Here is a 16,913-nt window from a genome sequence, read left to right as displayed (position 1 = left end):
CGCTGACACCGGGCCGGCGCGGCGGCTTCGGCGGCGTCTCCTCGGAGGCCGCCGTGTGCTCCGAGTGCGACGACGCGGCAGGCCTGCGGCCACTGACGCCGCGGCGCCGCGACCCTCCGGGACTGGCGCGGGTCGGCGTGGGCTCGCTGGACGCATCGCGTGCCGGCGCCTTGGGTTCACTGTTGGAGGCGGTGCCGCGGCGGCGCCGGTCGGCCTCGGTCTCCGGGCGTGGTGCCGAGGGCCGGGGCGGGGTGATCGACTCACTCGCAGGGGCGGGGCGGGGGCGCGATCGAGCGGGGGCGGCGGGTGCCGCCACGGACACAGCGACCGCGCTCTGCGGGTCCCAACGCGAGCGTTCGATGGCCACGGCGACCGGCAGCATGATGCCGAACACAGCCGCAACCGCGAGGCCGAGGTCGATCAGCACGGTGAGCCCGAACGCTCCGAGCAGCGGCAGGCCGCCGGGGAGCACGGCGCTGAGCGCGAGCACCGCGAAGCCGGCGCCAAGGGTGAGCGCCGAGACGCGGATCGCCTTGCCGGTCACCGCCAGCGCTGCAGCAGCCGCCTCGTCCGGATGCATCCCCTTGGCACACTCCTCATCGAAGCGACGCAGCAGCACCACGCCGAACTCCGTAGCCAGTGCGATCACCAGCGCGCCCAGCACGACGGTGAGCGGGTTGAACGAGCCGAGCGTCTTGCCGAGGTTGCCCGGCAGGAGGCCGAGCAGCAGCAGGATCAGCGGCGCCCATCCCGCGGCGATTGCGGTCGGCAGCAGCGGCAGTGCGGCACGGCGCAGGTTGCGCTCCACCGCGAGCAGTGCGAGGAACACGACGAGCAGCGGCAGCAGGTTGAGCCATAGGCTGCGGGCGACGATGTTGTCGTACGCCTGCGCCGCGAGAGCGGCGATCCCGGCCGGTGCAGCCGTGATCCCGTGCGGCGGAGTGGCCACCTCGTTGCGAATGCTGTCGATGAGCCGCGCCTCATCGGCGATCGACGTTCCCTGGACGCCGACGACGATGCGCGCCGACGTGGGATCGATCGGCGTGTTGTCGGCGGTCAGCCACGTGTTGAGGTACTTGTCGATCGCCGGGCACGACTGCGTGCTGGTGGGGATGTCCTGGACGAGGTTGCGCGACAGTGACGGCAGCAGCCGCAGGTCGCAGAGGAAGGCGGTCTGCGTCTTCGTCTGCCTGGGAGCGACAGTGCTCGGCGCCGGTGTCGCGCTCGTCGACCCGCTGGCTGATGGCGACGCCGAAGCGGACGGCGCATTCGGTAGCGCCGAGGCAGCGGCCGTCTGGCTGGCCACCGCGGTGGCGGCGAGCTCGATGCGCGTGCCCGTGTCATGGAATGCCGCGGGCGACGCCGACGCGCTCGCCGACGCAGACGGTGCGGCGCTCGCCGACGGCGCCGGGCTCAGGGTCGCTCCCGGGGAGGGGCTGGTCCCGCCACTCGTGCCCGCGGGGGCCGAGACGCACGGCGCGCTGGTTGACGCGCTGGCCGACGACGATGCAGCGATGAAGAAGTCAGCGATAGACGTCGCCAGCGCGACCTGGTCGGCGTGGAGGCTGCGAATGCCCTGCGAGACCTGGCACTGCCAGGTCACGTTCGCCGGGGTGCCGGGCTGGTTGTACGGGCCGGCGACCTGCCCCTTGAGATAGATGTCAACCTCGTTCCCGTAGCCCGTCTGGTCGCGGACCGTGTTGACATCCTGCAGCTGCGGAAGCGATGACGCCAGCAGCTGGTCGACCTGCGTCTGCACAGGCACGCGCGGCAGCAGCACCCAACCGATCAAGGCCACGATCACCGCCGGCACCACGGCGCCGCGCCACGCGCTGGCGATGCCCAGGGTGCGCTCGGCCTTGACGGGCGTGGCTGGCCGGGCCGATGTGGCGCGCCCCCGCCGGCCCCACAGTGCCGCGGCGGGCAGCGCGATGAACAGCGCCGCTAGCCAGGAAACGATGACGCCCGCAAAGAGCACGAGCGCGAACTCGGCGACCAGCGGGATCGCGACAAGAGGACCGGCGTCGATGCCCGCGAAGATCAGCAGCGTTCCGAAACCCGCCAGCGTCGCGACCGCGGCTGTGAACGTCGCCGGTCCGCTGCGCAGCATGGCCTCCTCGATCGCGCCGTCACGGGCGGCACCGAGTCCGCGCGCCTCGTCGTAGCGCGCCACCAGCTGCACGGCGTAGTCGACGGCGAGGCCCACGAGCACGGGCACGCCGGCGAGCACCGCCGGTGTGATGGGAATGCCCAGCCACAGCGAGACCCCCACTGTCGCTCCAACGGCGCCCGCCGCCGCCAGCAGCGGCCAGAGACGCCCCCGCACCCGGAACGTCACTACGAGGAGGATCGCCATGAGCGCCATCACAACCGGCAGCAGCACGAGCAGCGTCGTGCTCATCGAGTCGACGACGCCGTAGGTCAGCAGCGGTGCGCCCGCGATGAGGAAATGAAACGCGTGGTCGTGGTACTTCGCGTAGCAGCTGGCGTTCTGCTGCTGGCCCACTCCGCCGCAATCCGAGGGGGCCAGCGGACCCAGCTGCTTGAGCTGGGTGAACTGCGCCGCGGAGAAACCCCTGGTGAACGCGTCGGATGCGATGCCGGTGGACAGCAGGTCGCTAATTTTCTGGCGCATCGCCAGGACTGCCGCTCGATCCGCGGCTGCCGCCGTGGTCAGCCTGACGGTGATGACCTCACGGGCAACGATCGCGCCGTTGGCATTGGTGGCCGGCGTGGGCAGCACCGCCGCCCAGGCAGTCTTGGGGTTGCAGAACACTTCCTGCCCCCTGGCCCCTGCCGCCTGGACGCTGCCCTCGGTTGGGCAGTTGGGGAGGTCGAGCAGGATCCGGGCAAGGTAGATCTGGCAGGTGGGGTTGATGCCGAGGAGCTGGGCGATGGAGCTGTCGCAGTCGCCGAAGGCAGCGGTCAGCCTGTCAAAGAAGATCCGTGCGGACGCGGCGTCGACAGCGTTGCCGGGACCTGCCAGGTATTCGGCGAACAGCGGCGGCAGCGGGTCGTTGACCACCGCGGCCTCGGCTGCCTTCTCCTGGGTGTCGAGGAGCCTGTTCCCGGGGGGGATCGCCTTCTGGGAGTAGGTCTGGCGCGCCTGATGCGCGTCGGCAGCGGCTCGAGCGACGTAGAGCTCGAGTAGCTGCGTTGCACTGGTGACGTTGGTCTGGAACTGCGTCCGCAGCGTTGTGGCGTCCGTTTGGCCCTTCTGGCGGGCGTCGATGTATGCCGTCTCCGCGACGAAGGTGGGGTACTCGGTGAGGACCTTGCTGACCTCAGCCGTCGTGGCTGACAGCGCCGAATTGGCGACGGTGCCCGGACCGAGGACCTGCGCGACCCGCGGGTCGTGGGCGAGGTCCTGCTCGAGCGCGGTGAGGCGTTGTAGATTCCTCTCGAGGTAGGGGGCCGTGGGATTGCCGGCTGTCAGCACCACGACGATGGGATCGGTGCCGAAGCTCTGCGTGAACGCCTTGTTCGCCTGGCCCGCGGTGGAACTGCTGCCCACCAGCAGCGATTGGCCGGCGTCGACGCTGTAGCGCACGAAGCCGGTGGCCAGGCCGGCGCAGACGAGCAGCGCGATGAGCAGGACCATCAGCGGATGGCGCGCCGTGGGTCCGGCGACTCGTCGCAGCACTCTGCCTCCGTTCAGCGGAACTGTCTAGCGGGCGGCCATCGGCGGGCACGAACGGCGCCATGATGTACTGGGAGGGCGGAAATGTGCGGGCGCCAGATGCGTGGAGGCACGTAGCTGCCCGCGGTCAGGAGCGGATCAACGCGCCCAGGTTGGTGTACTCCCCGGCGACGACGTCCTGGCCCGGCCGGCTGCTGGAGCTGGCGACCGGCGAGCAGGGAATGGGAAGCGCGGGAAGCGGGATGATGCCGGGGAGCGGCGGGATCGGCAGCGTGCACAGGGTCTGGAGCGCTTGTGAGATGCCGGCCAGGTTGAACACCTGTACGCGCAGGTAGTAGGCCCTGCTCTGTTGGGGGCACTGGCTCAGGCTGGCGACAGTGGTCGAGCAGTCGTACGACGAGAAGGCGGACTTGATGTTCTCGATGGCGGCGATGATGCCCTGGGTGACGTCGCTCGGCTTCTGTCCCGGGGCCGCCTCTTTGCCGGTGAGGTTGGCCGCGAACAGGCTGATGAGACCGTTGAAGGTGTTCAGCTTGTCGATGGTGCCGCCGGGCTTGCCGAGCAGGTCGATGGTTTGCTTGATGTTCGAGCCCTGGCCGTTGAGCGCGGTGTCCAGCGTCGTGAGGGTGCTGTCGGCGTGGTCGAGCAGCGAGCCGAGGTGCGCCGAGTTGGCGGCGAACGCGGCCAGCGTTGTGTTGCTGCTGGCCACCAGCTGGTCGAGCGGCGTCTGCGCGAAGCTGGCGTTGAAGGCCTCGTTCTGGATGATGAAGTCGTTGAAGTTGGTGGACACGTGGTCCAGGGTGAGCAACGGGGTCTGCAGCGTCTGGGTCAGCGTCTTGGCGGCTCCCAGCAGGTGGTTGACGTCGTCGCCCTTGCCGGCCGCGGCCTTGCCCAGCTCGACGATGGCGGTGCGCAGGTTCTGAGCTTCGGGGGCCTGCAGCGCCTGGAGCACCTGGTCGAGGTCGACCGGCTGCACAGTGTTGCGCACGTTGATGGTGGCGCCATCGGCGAGTAACTGGCCGGAGTTGCTCCCCGGGGTGATCTCGATGTACTTGGGACCGAAGAGGCCGTGCGGCCGGAGCAGGACCTGTGCGTCGCTGCGGATGTCGCTGTACTGGGGATCGATGTTCAGCGTGGCCAGGGCGATGTCACCGTGCGAGGTCACGTCGTGCACCTCGCCGACCTTGACACCGGCCACGTCGACGCTGGCATGGGGAGCGAGGCCGTCCGCGTTGGCCAGCTGGACGTGCAGGACCATCGTGTGGTTCCACGGCAGCGAGATCGCCGGGCCGCCGGGAATGCCTCCGACCACCACCCCCACCATCGCCACGACCAGCACGACGGCGGCGACGAGGCCGCTCCAGAACGGGTTGACCCGCGGCTGCCGTCTCACAGCCAGCCCCATCGCGCCAGCGGCGTGGCGGTCTCGTAGCTGGCCTGCTGGCCGCAGGTGATGCCCGGCACGCACGGGAGCGGCAGGGCAGTGGGGGTGGGAAGGGGTGTCGGGGTGGCCAGGATCGGCGGCAGCGTCGGGACCGCTGGCAGTGTCGGGATCGCCGGCAGGGAGGGGCGCACGGGCAGGTTCAGGGCGGGCAGGCCCGGGCCGCTCGGCAGCGTGATGCACGGAAGCGGGGGCAGGCAGGGCAGGCCGCCGGTGCCACCCGGTATGGGCGGGGCCACCGGCAGGGTGGTGGCCACGCAGGTGGGCCCGATCAGCCCGCACGGGTCCACGCCGTTGGCGTACTGGCGGAGGAAGAACCCGGACCTGTCACTCTGGGCCGTCGCCGGGCCGATCTCGAAGACGAGGTTGAGTGCGTCCTGGTAGATGTGCTGGTGGGTGGACGGGCTCGTGTCGGTGGCGAAGTGGAAAGTCTCCGGAACGAGCGTCGTCATCAGCTGGTCGAGCTGCGTGGTGAAGGGCGCAAGCAGCTTGAGGCCGGCGTTGAAAGCCGCGTCCTTTCCCCCACTGAGCACCGCGTTGGTGTTCAGGTTGAGCGCGTCCGTGTTGGCGATGTAGCCCTCAAGCGCTCCCTGGTTGCTGGCCAAAGCCCCGGTGATCGTGTTCATGTTGTCGATCACACCGACGAGGTCGTTGCCGCTCTGGTTGAGCTGGTCGGCGGTGGTGCCGAGGTTGACGAGGATGTTGTTGATGTCCGCGTTGCGTTTGACCAGCTCGCCGGTAGGCGCGACGCTGTGAACGGAGAGGTCACGCAGGTCGGGAATGAGCTGCTGCAGCGTGCCCTCCTGGCCCTTGACTGCAGTGGCGGCGGTGCGGACCAGGCTCGTCAGCGCGTCACGGGTCGGCTTGTTGAAGGTGTTGAGGATCTGGTCGAAGTCAACGACCGGCTTGGTTGCCTTTAGCGCGATGACCGCGTTGTCGGAGAACGTGTGCGCCCAGTCGGAACCCGGGCTGAGCTGAAGGTACTTCTGGCCGAGCAGCGTTGCCAGGCGGATCGAGGCGGACGTGTCGCCGGGAAGCGGCCAGTTGCTGTTGTCGAGGTGGAACGTGACGGTGCTGTAGTTGCCCTGGGCGGTGACCGAGGTCACCTGTCCGACGGCGCGACCGGCGATGCGCACGTCACTGCCGGAGCTGATCCCGTCGACATCAGTGACCTGCGCCGTCATGGTGTGGGTCGACGCCCACGGCGCGGCGAGGTCGAGGTTGATCTTCACCAGCGTGCCGAGGAGGAGGACGATCACGGCGCTTGCGATGAAGCCGGCGATCAGCGGGTTGAAGCCTCCGCGCCGTCCGGTTCCGCTCATCAGCACGGCCCCGGGTTGTAGGGCGTGCCGCCGCACGCCTTCGCGGTCTTGCTGGTCGGCGGCAGCGACCCGTCGACGCGGAGCATGTCGAGCAGACCCCCATACGCGTTGTTGGTCGGCGGCAGGGTCTGGGTGTAACCGGTGGCGGTGAGGAACTCGTGCAGCAGGATGTCAAGGTCCGCGATGTAGGGGTCCACCCTGGAGATCAACGGGGCGAGCAGGTCAGCCGAGGTCTTGGCCTGGTTGAGCGCATTGGGGCCCTTCTGGAAAATCGCGGTGAGATTGTTCTGTTCGCCCTGCAGGCCCTGGTCGATCGAGCTCAGCGTCCCGGCCGCATGCACCAGGGTGCCCTGCAGCGACACCTGGTGGCTGGCGAGGACACCCAGAAACTGCTCGCCGTTGACGAGCAGCCCGCGCAGGTTGGCATCCTCGCGGGCGAGATCGCCGCTGATCTTGTCGAACTCGAAGTTGAGCCGGTCCAGCTCGGGAGTGCGCTGACCGAGGACCGAGGTGATCGGTATGGCTGAGGCGGTCAGTGGGTTGGCGTTGGCGATGGTCTGGTTGAAGTCGCCGATCCCGGTTCCCCCGAAAACGATGACTCCCTCCTGCAGCTGGGTGCGGATCGAGGTGCGCACGCTCGGGTCGAAGACGTTGGAGAGCTCGTCGAGGTTGACGGGGCTGCTGGTGTGGTTGATGTCGAACCGTGGGGTGTCCCCCAGCGATGGTGCGCTCGGAGAACCTGGTTCGACGTCCACGTACACGTTGCTCAGGACGCCCTTGGGCCGGACGGCCACGCTGGTTCCCTGGCGCAGCGGCCAGTGTGCGTTGTCGACCGTGAAGGTCACCCGCGCCGCCTGTTTTCCAGCCTGCGAATCGACCATCACATCCAGCGACTGGACGGTGCCCACCTCGATGCCTCCGATGCGCACCTCGTTGCCGCCGGTCAGGCCGTTGACGTTGCTGAAATCCGCCACTGCAGTGTGCGACGAGCCGCCGAAGGAGAGGCCAAGCCCCGCCACAGCACCGCTGACCACGGCAGCGGCGAAGAGAGCCTTCGACGACGCGAACAGGCGGACGATGCGCACCATCATCCGAACAGCCCCGCGAGGTATGCCGTCGTGTTCATCCCCGGCACCGAGGGACCCGACGTCGAGACGGGCAGGGCGGGGAAGGTATGTCCGGTGGCGGCCTGGCACGCCGCCTGGATCGTTGCCTGTGTGACCGGACCTGTGGTCGGGAGCTGGGCGAGGAAGCCGGCCAGGGTCTGCGCGATCGTGTCGCAGTGGAAGGAGAGAACGATGTTCAGCGTGCAGGTGCCTGACGCCTTGGCCGGGATGTTGGGCGTCGGCACGGTGGGATTGCTGCATGTGCTGGCGCCCGTGGACGTCTGCCCGGCGACCGGGCCGGCTGGACCGGGTTCGGAGAACATCGAATCCCAACGGCCGGTGACGCCTTCGCCGTTGGGAGACGTGACGTTGAGCTGGTCGTTTGGGTATGCCACCTGGCCGTTGAGGGTACCGGCGATGACGGTGTCGATCCCACACGGGTGGCCGTTGCACTTGGGCCCGACGATGTCGAAGAGGAGGTTGTTCTCGGACGCAAGCGTCGACGCGAGCTCATCAAGAGCCTGGCGCTGCTGGGCGATGGTCGGGTTCATCGCCGTGTTGAGCTCGGTGGCGACGTTGCTCGCCTCTTGGAGCGTGGACACCAGCGCCTGGTCCTTCTGGGCGATCGCCCCGAGGGCGACGTTGCCGTTCGCCAGGAAGCCGGCGAGCTGGGTGTGCTCGTCGGCGAGCGCCTGCATGATGGTGTTGAGCTGCACGAAGATCTGGTCGGTCTGCGGCTGGTCTTTCTCGTACACCCGCGCCACCGGGGTGAGGTTGGCGACCACCTGCTGGAGCTGGGGCAGGATCGCCTGGATGTCGCCGGCGCGCCCCTTGGTGGCGCTGTCGAGCGCCGCAAGCACCTGCTGCTGCTGGGCACGGGTGGTGGCGTCGAACGAGTTGAAGATCTCGTCGTTGGACACGTCCTTGCCGGTCTCGGCCACCGGCAGGTAGCCACCGGTGGCGATCGCTTCCCCGCTCGCGCTGGAGCCTACCGTGAGGTCCACGTACTTCTCGCCAAGCAGGGTCTTGGGCCGAACCTTGGCGAAGCCGTTGCTGTACACCGGGACCGAGTGCGTGTCGCTGATCTGGATGGTGACCACGCTGAAGCCCGGGCTCCTGGGATCGTGTGAGATCGCGGTGACCTTGCCGACGCCGACGCCGCTGACCCGGACGTCGGCGGCGGTGGGAATGCCGTCGGCATCGCGGAACACCGCGTGCAGTGAGTAATTGGAGGCCAGCGGGTTGGGCTGGCCGATGTTGATCGCCAGGAACTCGAGGACGAGCGCGCAGAAGACTGCGAACACGGCGAGGATCCCGCCGTTCAGGTACACGCGCTTGCGGTCCACCGTCAGCCTCCCATCGCCGCGGCCCAGCTGGCGTTGGGGGCGCTGGAATTTGGGGTGGTCTGCGACGCGGTGCTGGTGCAGTTGCTGGCGCAGTTCACTGAGAACACCGACCAGAAGTGCTGGTTGTTGTTGTTGGGGTCGGTGTCGAAGAAGGAGCTGCCCAGGTGGGGGAAGACATCGTGGATGGCGGTGCGGTAATGGACTAGGTTGCCCAGGATGCCCGTGCTCTGGTCGAGGAAGGAGTTCAGCTGGGTGAGAGTCCCGGGCAGCTGGGTCAGCGTGGCGCGCAGGTTGCCGCCCTCGCCGGTGACGAGCAGGTCGAGGTTCTGCAGGAGTGTGTCCGCCTGCTGCAGAGTCCCGCCGATCGATTGTTCCTGGGCGGCGAGCTGACCCATCACGGCGGCCCAGGTCCCGAACTCCTGGCGCACCTGCTCACGTTGCTTGGCAAGCACGTCGTAGAACTTCTGCAGCTCGAGCACGATATCGGTGACCTGCTGCTTGCGAGCCGAAAGCTCGACGGCCGGACCGTTCAGCACCGTGACCAGGGTGTTGAGCGAGCTTGCCGAGCTGTTCATCCGGTCGCCGTTGTTGGTGGTCCCCTCACCGAGCGCGTTGATGAGCAGCCGGACGCGCTGCACCGTGGCGGGGTCGAAGATCGCCAGCACCTGGTCGATCTCGGTGATCGGCACGGTGTGCTCCACCGGGATGACCCCGCCCGACTGGATCTGGCCCGGTCCGGTGCCGCGGGTGAGGTCGATGTACGTCTCGCCGAGCAGATTCTTCTTGCGGACCTGGGCGGTGGCATCGGGGTGCAGAGGCACACCGCTCTTGTTGTCGAGGATCATCTGCACCTTCGCCTGGCCGCCGCTGACGCTCACCGCCTTGACATAGCCGACCTTGGTGCCGTTCATGAACACCTCGTTGTTGGCGAGGATGCTGCCCGCGTCCGAGAACGCGGCCGTGACCTGGTACGGGTGGCTCCACGGCACGCCGAACTCCAGCCCGCGGACGATGAACCCGAGCACGAGCAGGCAGAAGCCCGCATAGAGCAACCAGATCGGCAGGTTCCAGCGGCTGCGCATCGCTAGGCTCCCATCCAGGCGGCGAGCACGTTCATGTCGCTCTGGCCAGCGTCGAAGGATGCCGGAGTCGCGTACGCGCCGGGCGACGAGTAGCCGCTGCCGACGCACGAGGAACCGCCCATGTTCGGGTTGACCAGGCAGATGCGGAAGATCGGCTGCGGGTTGCCGCCGTTGGTGGTCTCGATCGCGCCACCGGTGGTGCTCGGTCCCTGGATGAGCCCCTGGTCGAGCGCACTCAGCACGGTGTGGTTGTTGGCCTTCGAGCCGAGGAAGGCGAGCAGGTTGGCCTCCTGGCTCGTCGCCTGGAGGAGTTGAGGCGCAATGTTGAGGGTGGTGCGCAGGGACGGCACCGCGCTGTCGATGGCGGTGTTGAGCTCGCCGAGCGCCGTCTGCGCGTCGACGAACTGCCGGCTGAACGCGGTCTGCTGCGTCTCGATGGCGTTGAGCGTCTTCTGGCCGTTGGTGATGAGCTGGCTCAGCTGGCCGAGCTGGTCACTCGTGGTGATCTTGCTCAGCACGCCGTCGAGACCCACCAGGATGCGGTCGAGGTCGGGGTCACGGTTGTTGAGCGTGGTGCCGAAGACCGCGAGGTTGGCGAGGTTCGACTTGCCGGCGGCGATGGCCTCGTTGAGGCTCTGGCCACGGCCCGCGACACCAGCGCCGAGGTCGTTGAGCAGGACGCGGGCAGCGTTGCGGGTGGGCGCGTCGAGGCTGTTGATGAACTGGTCGAGCTCCACCGGGACGGCCTGCTGGTTCTCGTGAAGGACCGTGCTGGCGTCGAACGCCGGCTTGCTGGTGCTGCCGTCATGGATGTCGACGTACTTCTCGCCGAGCAGCGACTTGGGCCGGATATCGGCTGTGAGCCCCTTGTGCAGGGGCCAGTGCTCCTCGGTGATCTGCACGGTCACCAGGGCGCTGTTGTCCTGGGTTGGCTGGATGTCGCTGATGGTGCCGATCTTCGAGCCGGCCTCGAGCACGTCGCTGCCTGCGACGAGGCCGTCCCCGGTGGGGAAGGTGATCTGGAACTGGTGATACTTCGTGCCCAGGGCGCGCGGCGACGTGATCGCGAAGCCTGCTCCTCCCACGAGGACGGCGGCGACTGCGATTCCCGCGATCGTCGACTTGGACACGCTCACCTTCCTGTCAGTCCATCCCCAGAGGCCCCTCACCAGAGGCGTTGAAGAATTGATGGACGAACTCGTCGTCCGATTCCTCGATCTCCTTCTTGTTGCCGAAGTGTCGCATCTTCCCCTTGTAGAGGATGCCAATGTTGTCCGCGAAGCGGCGGACGGCGCCGACGTCGTGGCTGACCACGATCGAGGTCGCGTTGTACTTGGCGCTGATCTCGCGAATGAGGTCGCACAGCAGGGTGGTGCGGACCGGGTCCAGCCCCGAATCGGGCTCGTCGAACAGCAGGATCTTGGGCTCCATCACCAGGGCTCGAGCGAACCCGGCGCGCTTGCGCATGCCCCCGCTGAGCTCGTTGGGCATGCGCTTCTCGGCGCCCGCCATGCCCACCTCGGTGAGCCGGTCCATGACGATCTCGCGGATCTCCCCCTCGCTCTTCTTGGTGTGCTGGCGCAGCGGGAAGGCGACGTTGTCGTAGAGGCTCATCGAGCTGAACAGGGCCCCGTCCTGAAAGAGCATGCCGATCCCCCGGCGCAGCTCGAGCAGCTCGTCCTCGTTGAGCATCGGCACGTCCCGGTCGGCCACGAATATGTCCCCGCTGTCAGGGGGCAGCAGCCCCACGATGTGACGTAGGGTGACGCTCTTGCCCGTCCCGGACGGGCCCATCAAGACGCTGATCTCGCCCTTGGGGATCCGGCAGGTCACCCCGTCCAGCACCTTGAACTGCCCGAACGCCTTGTGGACGTTGCGCAGCTCGATGACCGCCTCCTTGTCCCAGGTCGACTGCGACTGGGTGTCCGGCTTCTCCCCGAGCGGCTTGCTGAGGTCGCTGTAGGCGGGATGGTTCTGCCCCGGGACGTTCTTGTGACCGTTGCTGGAGGGCTCGGCGAGGGACGTCGGCGCCGGTGCCGTGCTCGAAGACGGGGCCGGGGGGGGGGCCGTGGCCGTTGCCCGGTCGGGGGAATTCGTCTTCGCAGTGGCGGGCGGTTTGGACACTCTAACCTCAGGTGGCGATTGGGAGATTGGGGTTGGTGCCCCAGAAGATCTGGGTTAGCAATGCATTAACGACGACGGTGACCACGAGCGCAACAGACATGGTCTTGGCAACCGCTTTGCCGATGCCGACGGCACCGCCGGTGACGTTGTAGCCGTAGTACACCGCCACGCAGACGATCAGGAAGGCGAAGACGACGGCTTTGATCATCGAGAAGAACAGGTCCTGGACGTTGAGGAACCGGAAGAAGTAGTCGGAGTACACGCCACTCGAGATTGTGCCGCTGGGGACCTGGACCATCTGCACCACGTAGGAGCCCAGGTAGCTGACCGCCAGGGCCAGGATGTACATGAAGGGCAGCACGATGAAGCAGGCCAGCATGCGCGTGCTGACCAGGTAGATCTTCGAGGGGATGCCCATGACCTCGAGGGCGTCGATCTCCTCATTGACGCGCATGGTGCCGAGCTCGGCGACCAGCCCGCAGCCCACCTTGGCGCCGATCGCGAACCCGAAGAAGAGCGGGGTGATCTCGCGCGTGTCGCAGATGGCGTTGAACACGCCGGCCAGTGACTGCGCGCCGATCTGGGACAGCGAGTAGTACGCCTCGATCGAGCACTCGCTGCCGGTGAAGTACGTCAGCACCAGCGCGATCGGTGTGGACCCGATCGCCAGGAACGCGGCGTACCACCAGACCTCGCGCATGTAGCGCGTCGACTTGGGGATGTGGCCGATGGCGCCGCCGGCGAAGTTGACCACCTTGCCAAGGGTTTCCACTCCGTTGCGCACCCCGGACAAGCGCACCGGCCGCGCCACCTTCTGCGGCGGTGCCGGTGGCTTCTTCGGGGCAGCAACGATGTCCACGTGGTCTCCTAACGCAGCACGTTGTTGGAATGGAAGAGGGCGAGGACGGTTGGCGTGTAGAGGTACTCGATGATCTGGATGCTGACGAAGCACGCCACCACGGACTGGTGCACGGCGCGAGCAACCCCCTCGGCGCCTCCCTTCGCTGTGATGCCCTTGTAGCAGCACACCGTGGCGATGACCATCCCGAAAATCACGCACTTGAGCTCACCGCCGTACAGGTCCTGCAGGGTCCCCTGTGTGTAGAAGGTGCTGATGAAGGCGCCGCTGTTGACTCCCACCAGCGCGACCGACGCGAGGTACCCGGAGAAGCAGGTGAAGATGATCATCGGGATGTTGTAGAGGGCCGTCATCAGGGCCAGGGCGAGGAAGCGCGGCACCACGATGAAGAGCACGTTGCTGATGCCCATGACGCTGATCGCCTCGAGCTCGTCGCGCACCTTGCGTGCTCCGAGGTCAGCGGTGATCGCGGTCCCGCACACAGCCGCCACCATCAGACCGGTGGCCACCGGGGCGAACTCGCGGACGTTGGCCAGGACCATGAAGCCGCCGATGCGCCATTCGGCAGAGGCCAGCTTGAAGAAGTTGCCCGCCTCGAGCGCGACGATGGTGCCCCAGCCCAGGCCGGTGAGAGCCAGGGGGACCGCGCAGGAGAAGAGGATGAAGCGGCACTGCTCGAGGAACTCCGCGCCGTAGAAGGGGCGCTGGAAAGCGCCCCGGACGGCAGCGGCAAACAGCAGTGCTTGGTCCCCCAGCGTGGTGAACCCGCGCCTGCCGCGGTCTACCACGGGACCCTCACCTCACCCTGCCGGCGGGCGGCCAAAAGCCGTCGCCAACGTGCCATCGCTCCAACCTCACGTCGCCGCTATCAGGAACCCATATGGTGATCCTGTTTGCCTCGTTTGTCGCCCCCCGATAGTTAGACGCCCCCGCAACGCGAAAACTTGCAGCCGCTGAACTCGGGCGGAGGCTGGCGGTTGCGGTTCGGTGACGGCTCGTGGCGGATCGACCACGCCACCCGGAGCAGCCCCGGACCCGCCCTACTCTCGGGCCATGACCCGCGCCCCTCTGCTCAGCGTGGTCGTCCCCACCCGCGATGAGGCGGCCAACGTCGGCCCGCTGCTGGCCCGGCTGAGCTCGGCCCTGGCGGGCGTGGACCACGAGATCCTCTTCGTCGACGACTCGGACGACGGGACCCCCGCCGCCATCGCCAGGACCGCCGCCGGCGACGCCCGGATCGACGTCCTCCACCGTGAGGGCAGCGACCGCACCGGGGGTCTCAGCACGGCCGTCGTGAGCGGCATCCACCGCACCCGCGGCGAGTTCGTCTGCGTCATGGACGCCGACCTCCAGCACCCTCCCGAGGACATCCCGGGGATGCTGGCCGCCGCCCGCGAGGGCGCCGACGTGGTGGTCGCCAGCAGGTACGTCCGCGGCGGCAGCCGGCGGGGGCTGGGCGGCACCGGTCGCCGCCAGGTCAGCCGCGTCGCCGGGGCCGTCGCCCGCGGCCTGTTCACCGAGGCTAGGGCGAGCAGCGACCCCCTCAGCGGGTTCTTCCTCTGCCGCCGCCGGGTCATCGACGGCATCGAGTTCCGGCCGGTGGGATTCAAGATCCTGCTCGAGCTGCTGGTCTGCGTGCCCGGTCTGCGGGTGCGCGACGTCCCCCTCGACTTCGCCGCTCGTGCCGGTGGAACCAGCAAGGCGAGCCTGCGCCAGGGCCTGCTCTTCCTCGCCCACATCCGCTCCCTGGTGTTCGAGGTGCAGGGGTCGGCGCGGCCCTGGAAGTTCGGGCTCGTGGGGCTGAGTGGCCTGGCCATCCTCCTGCCGCTGATCGCGCTCCTCACCGGGACCGCGCGCGTGCCCGCCCTCGCCGCCTTCCTCCTCGCCTATCCGCCCAGTCTGGTGTGGAATACCGTCCTCAATCGCGTCTGGACGTTCGCCGACCAGCGCCACGGCCTGGGCGAGGGCACCGCCCGGTACCTCGAGCGCGCCATCCTCTCCGGGGCGGCCATGTTCGGCGCCTACGCAGCCCTGCTATCACTTGGGGGGGCGCCACTTCTCGCGGCGGCCGGCGGAGCCGTGGTGGCGATGGTGCTCAACGGCGTCGCCAACCGCGCCGCGGTGCGGCGCCGACCCAGTCTCTGGAGCGAGGTGGCCTTGGGCCAAGGGATCCAGGCCGCACTCACGCGACTTGCCGATGAGATCGGCGCCAGCCGCGCCACCCTGCTGCCGGCGACCGGACCCACCTCCGGTGCGCTGCCCTCGGGCATCGTCGAGCGCGTCGTCGAGCAGCGTCGCGGGGCGCTCTTCACCGAGGCTGCCGGTCATCGCGCCCAGAGGCGCTCGAACGTCGAGGTGCGCTCGACCCTGATGGTGCCGGTCGTGGACGGCGATGAGGTGGCCGCGGTTCTCGTCTGCGAACGCGTTGCCCGCCATCCGTTCGACGGCGACCAGCTCGACGCCGCGATGACCGCGGCGCGGGCGCTCGGCGGCCTGATCGCTGACAACAGCGGCGGGCGCCACCGCACACAGTCGCTGCGACCCGACGCGCTCAACGCCTGACGTCCCCACCAGGCCGCCAGTCGGCGATCATGCTGAGGTGCTCCGACGCCTCCTCCTGCCGGTGCTGCTCGCCGCCACCCTCCTCGGCGTCCTCGCCGCGCCGACCTCGGCGGGCAGGGTCATCAGGGTCGGCGCGCTCTTCCCTCTGAACGGCCCGCAGTCCACGCTGGCGCAACAGGAGTACCAGGGCGTCGAGATCGCGCGCGACATGGTCAACATGGATGGCGGCGTCGGCGGGGTCAAGGTGCAGCTCGACTCGCGCGAGCTCGACGACCCGTCGGCCGCAACCGCGGCGGTGCAGAGCCTGCGTGGCGACGGAGTTCCTGTCGTGATCGGCACATACTCGTCGGCGCTGTCCGTGCCCGCGAGCGCAGCCGCGTCGGCCGCCGGCATCACCTACTGGGAGGCGGGTGCTGTGGCCGACCGCGTCACCGGCCGGGCGCTCCCCGACGTCTTCCGCGTCGGTGCCAGTGGCGCCAATCTCGGCGCCAACTCGGCGACGTTCACCGCGACGGTGCTCGCCCCGCGGCTCGGTCTGACACCGAGGGGCACGCGGGTTTCTGTCGTGCTCGAGAACGACGACTACGGCCACTCCGTCGCCGACAACGCGGTGAGCTCGGCTCGCAGCCAGGGCTTGAACGTCGTCTCCTACACCACCTACAACGCCCACCTGCCCAACTGGCCCGCGGTGCTCTCGGCGGTGCAGGCGGCGCGGCCGAACGTGCTCATCCTGGCGTCGTACATCACCGACGGCGTCTCGTTCCGCCGCGCCATGCTCGCCGCCCACCTTCACGTCGGTGCGCTGATCGGCTCGACCATGGCGGAGTGCGGCCCCGACTTCGGGCTCGAGCTCGGCAGCGACGCCATCGGCGTGTTCGCGTCGGACCGGCCCACCCAGGGGTTCAACCCCGAGGTCCTGACATCTGCCGCTCGGGCCACATACGAGCGCTTCTCGCGTGCCTGGCAGCAGGTCACCGGGGGACCGCCGACCGAAGAGGGCCTGGCTGGGTTCACCGCCGCCTGGTCGCTGTTCCACGACGTGCTTCCCCGCGCCGGCGCGCTCACCGCCGCCTCGATCGCGTCCACGGCGCGATCCCTCGACATGCCGAGCGGATCCCTGCCCAACGGTGCCGGGCTGCAGTTCTCCACAGATCCGGCCATGCTCGGCCAGAACACGCGCGCCGCCGCGGTGATCTGGCAGTGGCAGGCGGTGCGCCACAGCGTGACCGTATGGCCGCCGGTGGACGCCACCGGGACGCCGCAGCTCATACCTCTGCCGGCGTGATCAGCGCCCGCGCGGCGGGCATGAATCGCGCGCCCGCGTTGATGGCCGCGGTGGCCGGCGCCACGCTCGCGCGACTCGTGCTCGGGGGCACGGCCCCGGCCGCCTCCGTGCCGGCCGCGCTCGTCTTCAGCGCGGCGCTGCTGGCC

The 16,913-nt window shown here is 68.5% G+C and carries 12 protein-coding genes; 2 read left to right on the top strand and 10 right to left on the bottom strand.

Features of this window, described 5'->3' with window-relative positions; all coding sequences use genetic code 11:
- The 10 genes from JF886_RS00220 to JF886_RS00175 form a co-directional block, all read right to left on the bottom strand.
- Nucleotides 1–3,643 (bottom strand): MMPL family transporter (locus JF886_RS00220; protein ID WP_337308409.1); only part of this gene is annotated, 3,643 nt, incomplete at its 3' end.
- Nucleotides 3,644–3,767: 124 nt separating this feature from the next.
- Nucleotides 3,768–5,033, bottom strand: a complete 1,266-nt coding sequence (locus JF886_RS00215) for an MlaD family protein (RefSeq protein ID WP_337308407.1) — start codon at nt 5,031–5,033, stop codon at nt 3,768–3,770.
- Nucleotides 5,030–6,403, bottom strand: a complete 1,374-nt coding sequence (locus JF886_RS00210; RefSeq protein ID WP_337308411.1) for an MCE family protein — start codon at nt 6,401–6,403, stop codon at nt 5,030–5,032. Before JF886_RS00210 ends, JF886_RS00215 begins: the two co-directional genes overlap by 4 nt.
- The gene (locus tag JF886_RS00205) at nt 6,403–7,494 is read right to left on the bottom strand and encodes an MlaD family protein (RefSeq protein ID WP_337308405.1); all 1,092 of its coding nucleotides are present in this window, start codon (nt 7,492–7,494) and stop codon (nt 6,403–6,405) included. Before JF886_RS00205 ends, JF886_RS00210 begins: the two co-directional genes overlap by 1 nt.
- Nucleotides 7,491–8,855 carry an MlaD family protein gene (locus tag JF886_RS00200; RefSeq protein ID WP_337308403.1) on the bottom strand — a complete coding sequence of 455 codons (1,365 nt, stop codon included), beginning with the start codon at nt 8,853–8,855 and terminating at the stop codon, nt 7,491–7,493. The genes JF886_RS00205 and JF886_RS00200 overlap by 4 nt, the downstream gene beginning before the upstream one ends.
- A gap of 2 nt (nt 8,856–8,857) precedes the next feature.
- Nucleotides 8,858–9,937: an MlaD family protein gene (locus tag JF886_RS00195; RefSeq protein WP_337308400.1), complete on the bottom strand. Its 1,080-nt coding sequence runs from the start codon at nt 9,935–9,937 to the stop codon at nt 8,858–8,860.
- A gap of 2 nt (nt 9,938–9,939) precedes the next feature.
- Nucleotides 9,940–11,067, bottom strand: a complete 1,128-nt coding sequence (locus tag JF886_RS00190) for an MlaD family protein (protein WP_337308398.1) — start codon at nt 11,065–11,067, stop codon at nt 9,940–9,942.
- Nucleotides 11,068–11,080: 13 nt separating this feature from the next.
- Nucleotides 11,081–12,061, bottom strand: coding sequence for an ABC transporter ATP-binding protein (locus tag JF886_RS00185; protein WP_337308396.1), 981 nt, complete (start codon nt 12,059–12,061; stop codon nt 11,081–11,083).
- Between the two features lie 7 nt (nt 12,062–12,068).
- Nucleotides 12,069–12,920 carry an MlaE family ABC transporter permease gene (locus JF886_RS00180; RefSeq protein ID WP_337308394.1) on the bottom strand — a complete coding sequence of 284 codons (852 nt, stop codon included), beginning with the start codon at nt 12,918–12,920 and terminating at the stop codon, nt 12,069–12,071.
- A gap of 8 nt (nt 12,921–12,928) precedes the next feature.
- Complete coding sequence (locus JF886_RS00175; protein WP_337308392.1) at nt 12,929–13,708, bottom strand: MlaE family ABC transporter permease; 780 nt, start codon at nt 13,706–13,708, stop codon at nt 12,929–12,931.
- Between the two features lie 265 nt (nt 13,709–13,973).
- On the opposite strand from JF886_RS00175, the gene JF886_RS00170 reads away from it, so the two are divergent.
- Nucleotides 13,974–15,482: a glycosyltransferase gene (locus JF886_RS00170; RefSeq protein WP_337308389.1), complete on the top strand. Its 1,509-nt coding sequence runs from the start codon at nt 13,974–13,976 to the stop codon at nt 15,480–15,482.
- Nucleotides 15,483–15,519: 37 nt separating this feature from the next.
- Nucleotides 15,520–16,767, top strand: a complete 1,248-nt coding sequence (locus JF886_RS00165) for an ABC transporter substrate-binding protein (RefSeq protein WP_337308387.1) — start codon at nt 15,520–15,522, stop codon at nt 16,765–16,767.
- Nucleotides 16,768–16,913: the final 146 nt, after the last annotated feature.

It is taken from the genome of Candidatus Aeolococcus gillhamiae (assembly GCF_016464765.1).
Lineage (GTDB): Bacteria > Chloroflexota > Dormibacteria > Aeolococcales > Aeolococcaceae > Aeolococcus > Aeolococcus gillhamiae.
Note: the sequence above shows the minus strand (reverse complement) of the source record. Positions and strands in the feature narration are given on the sequence as shown.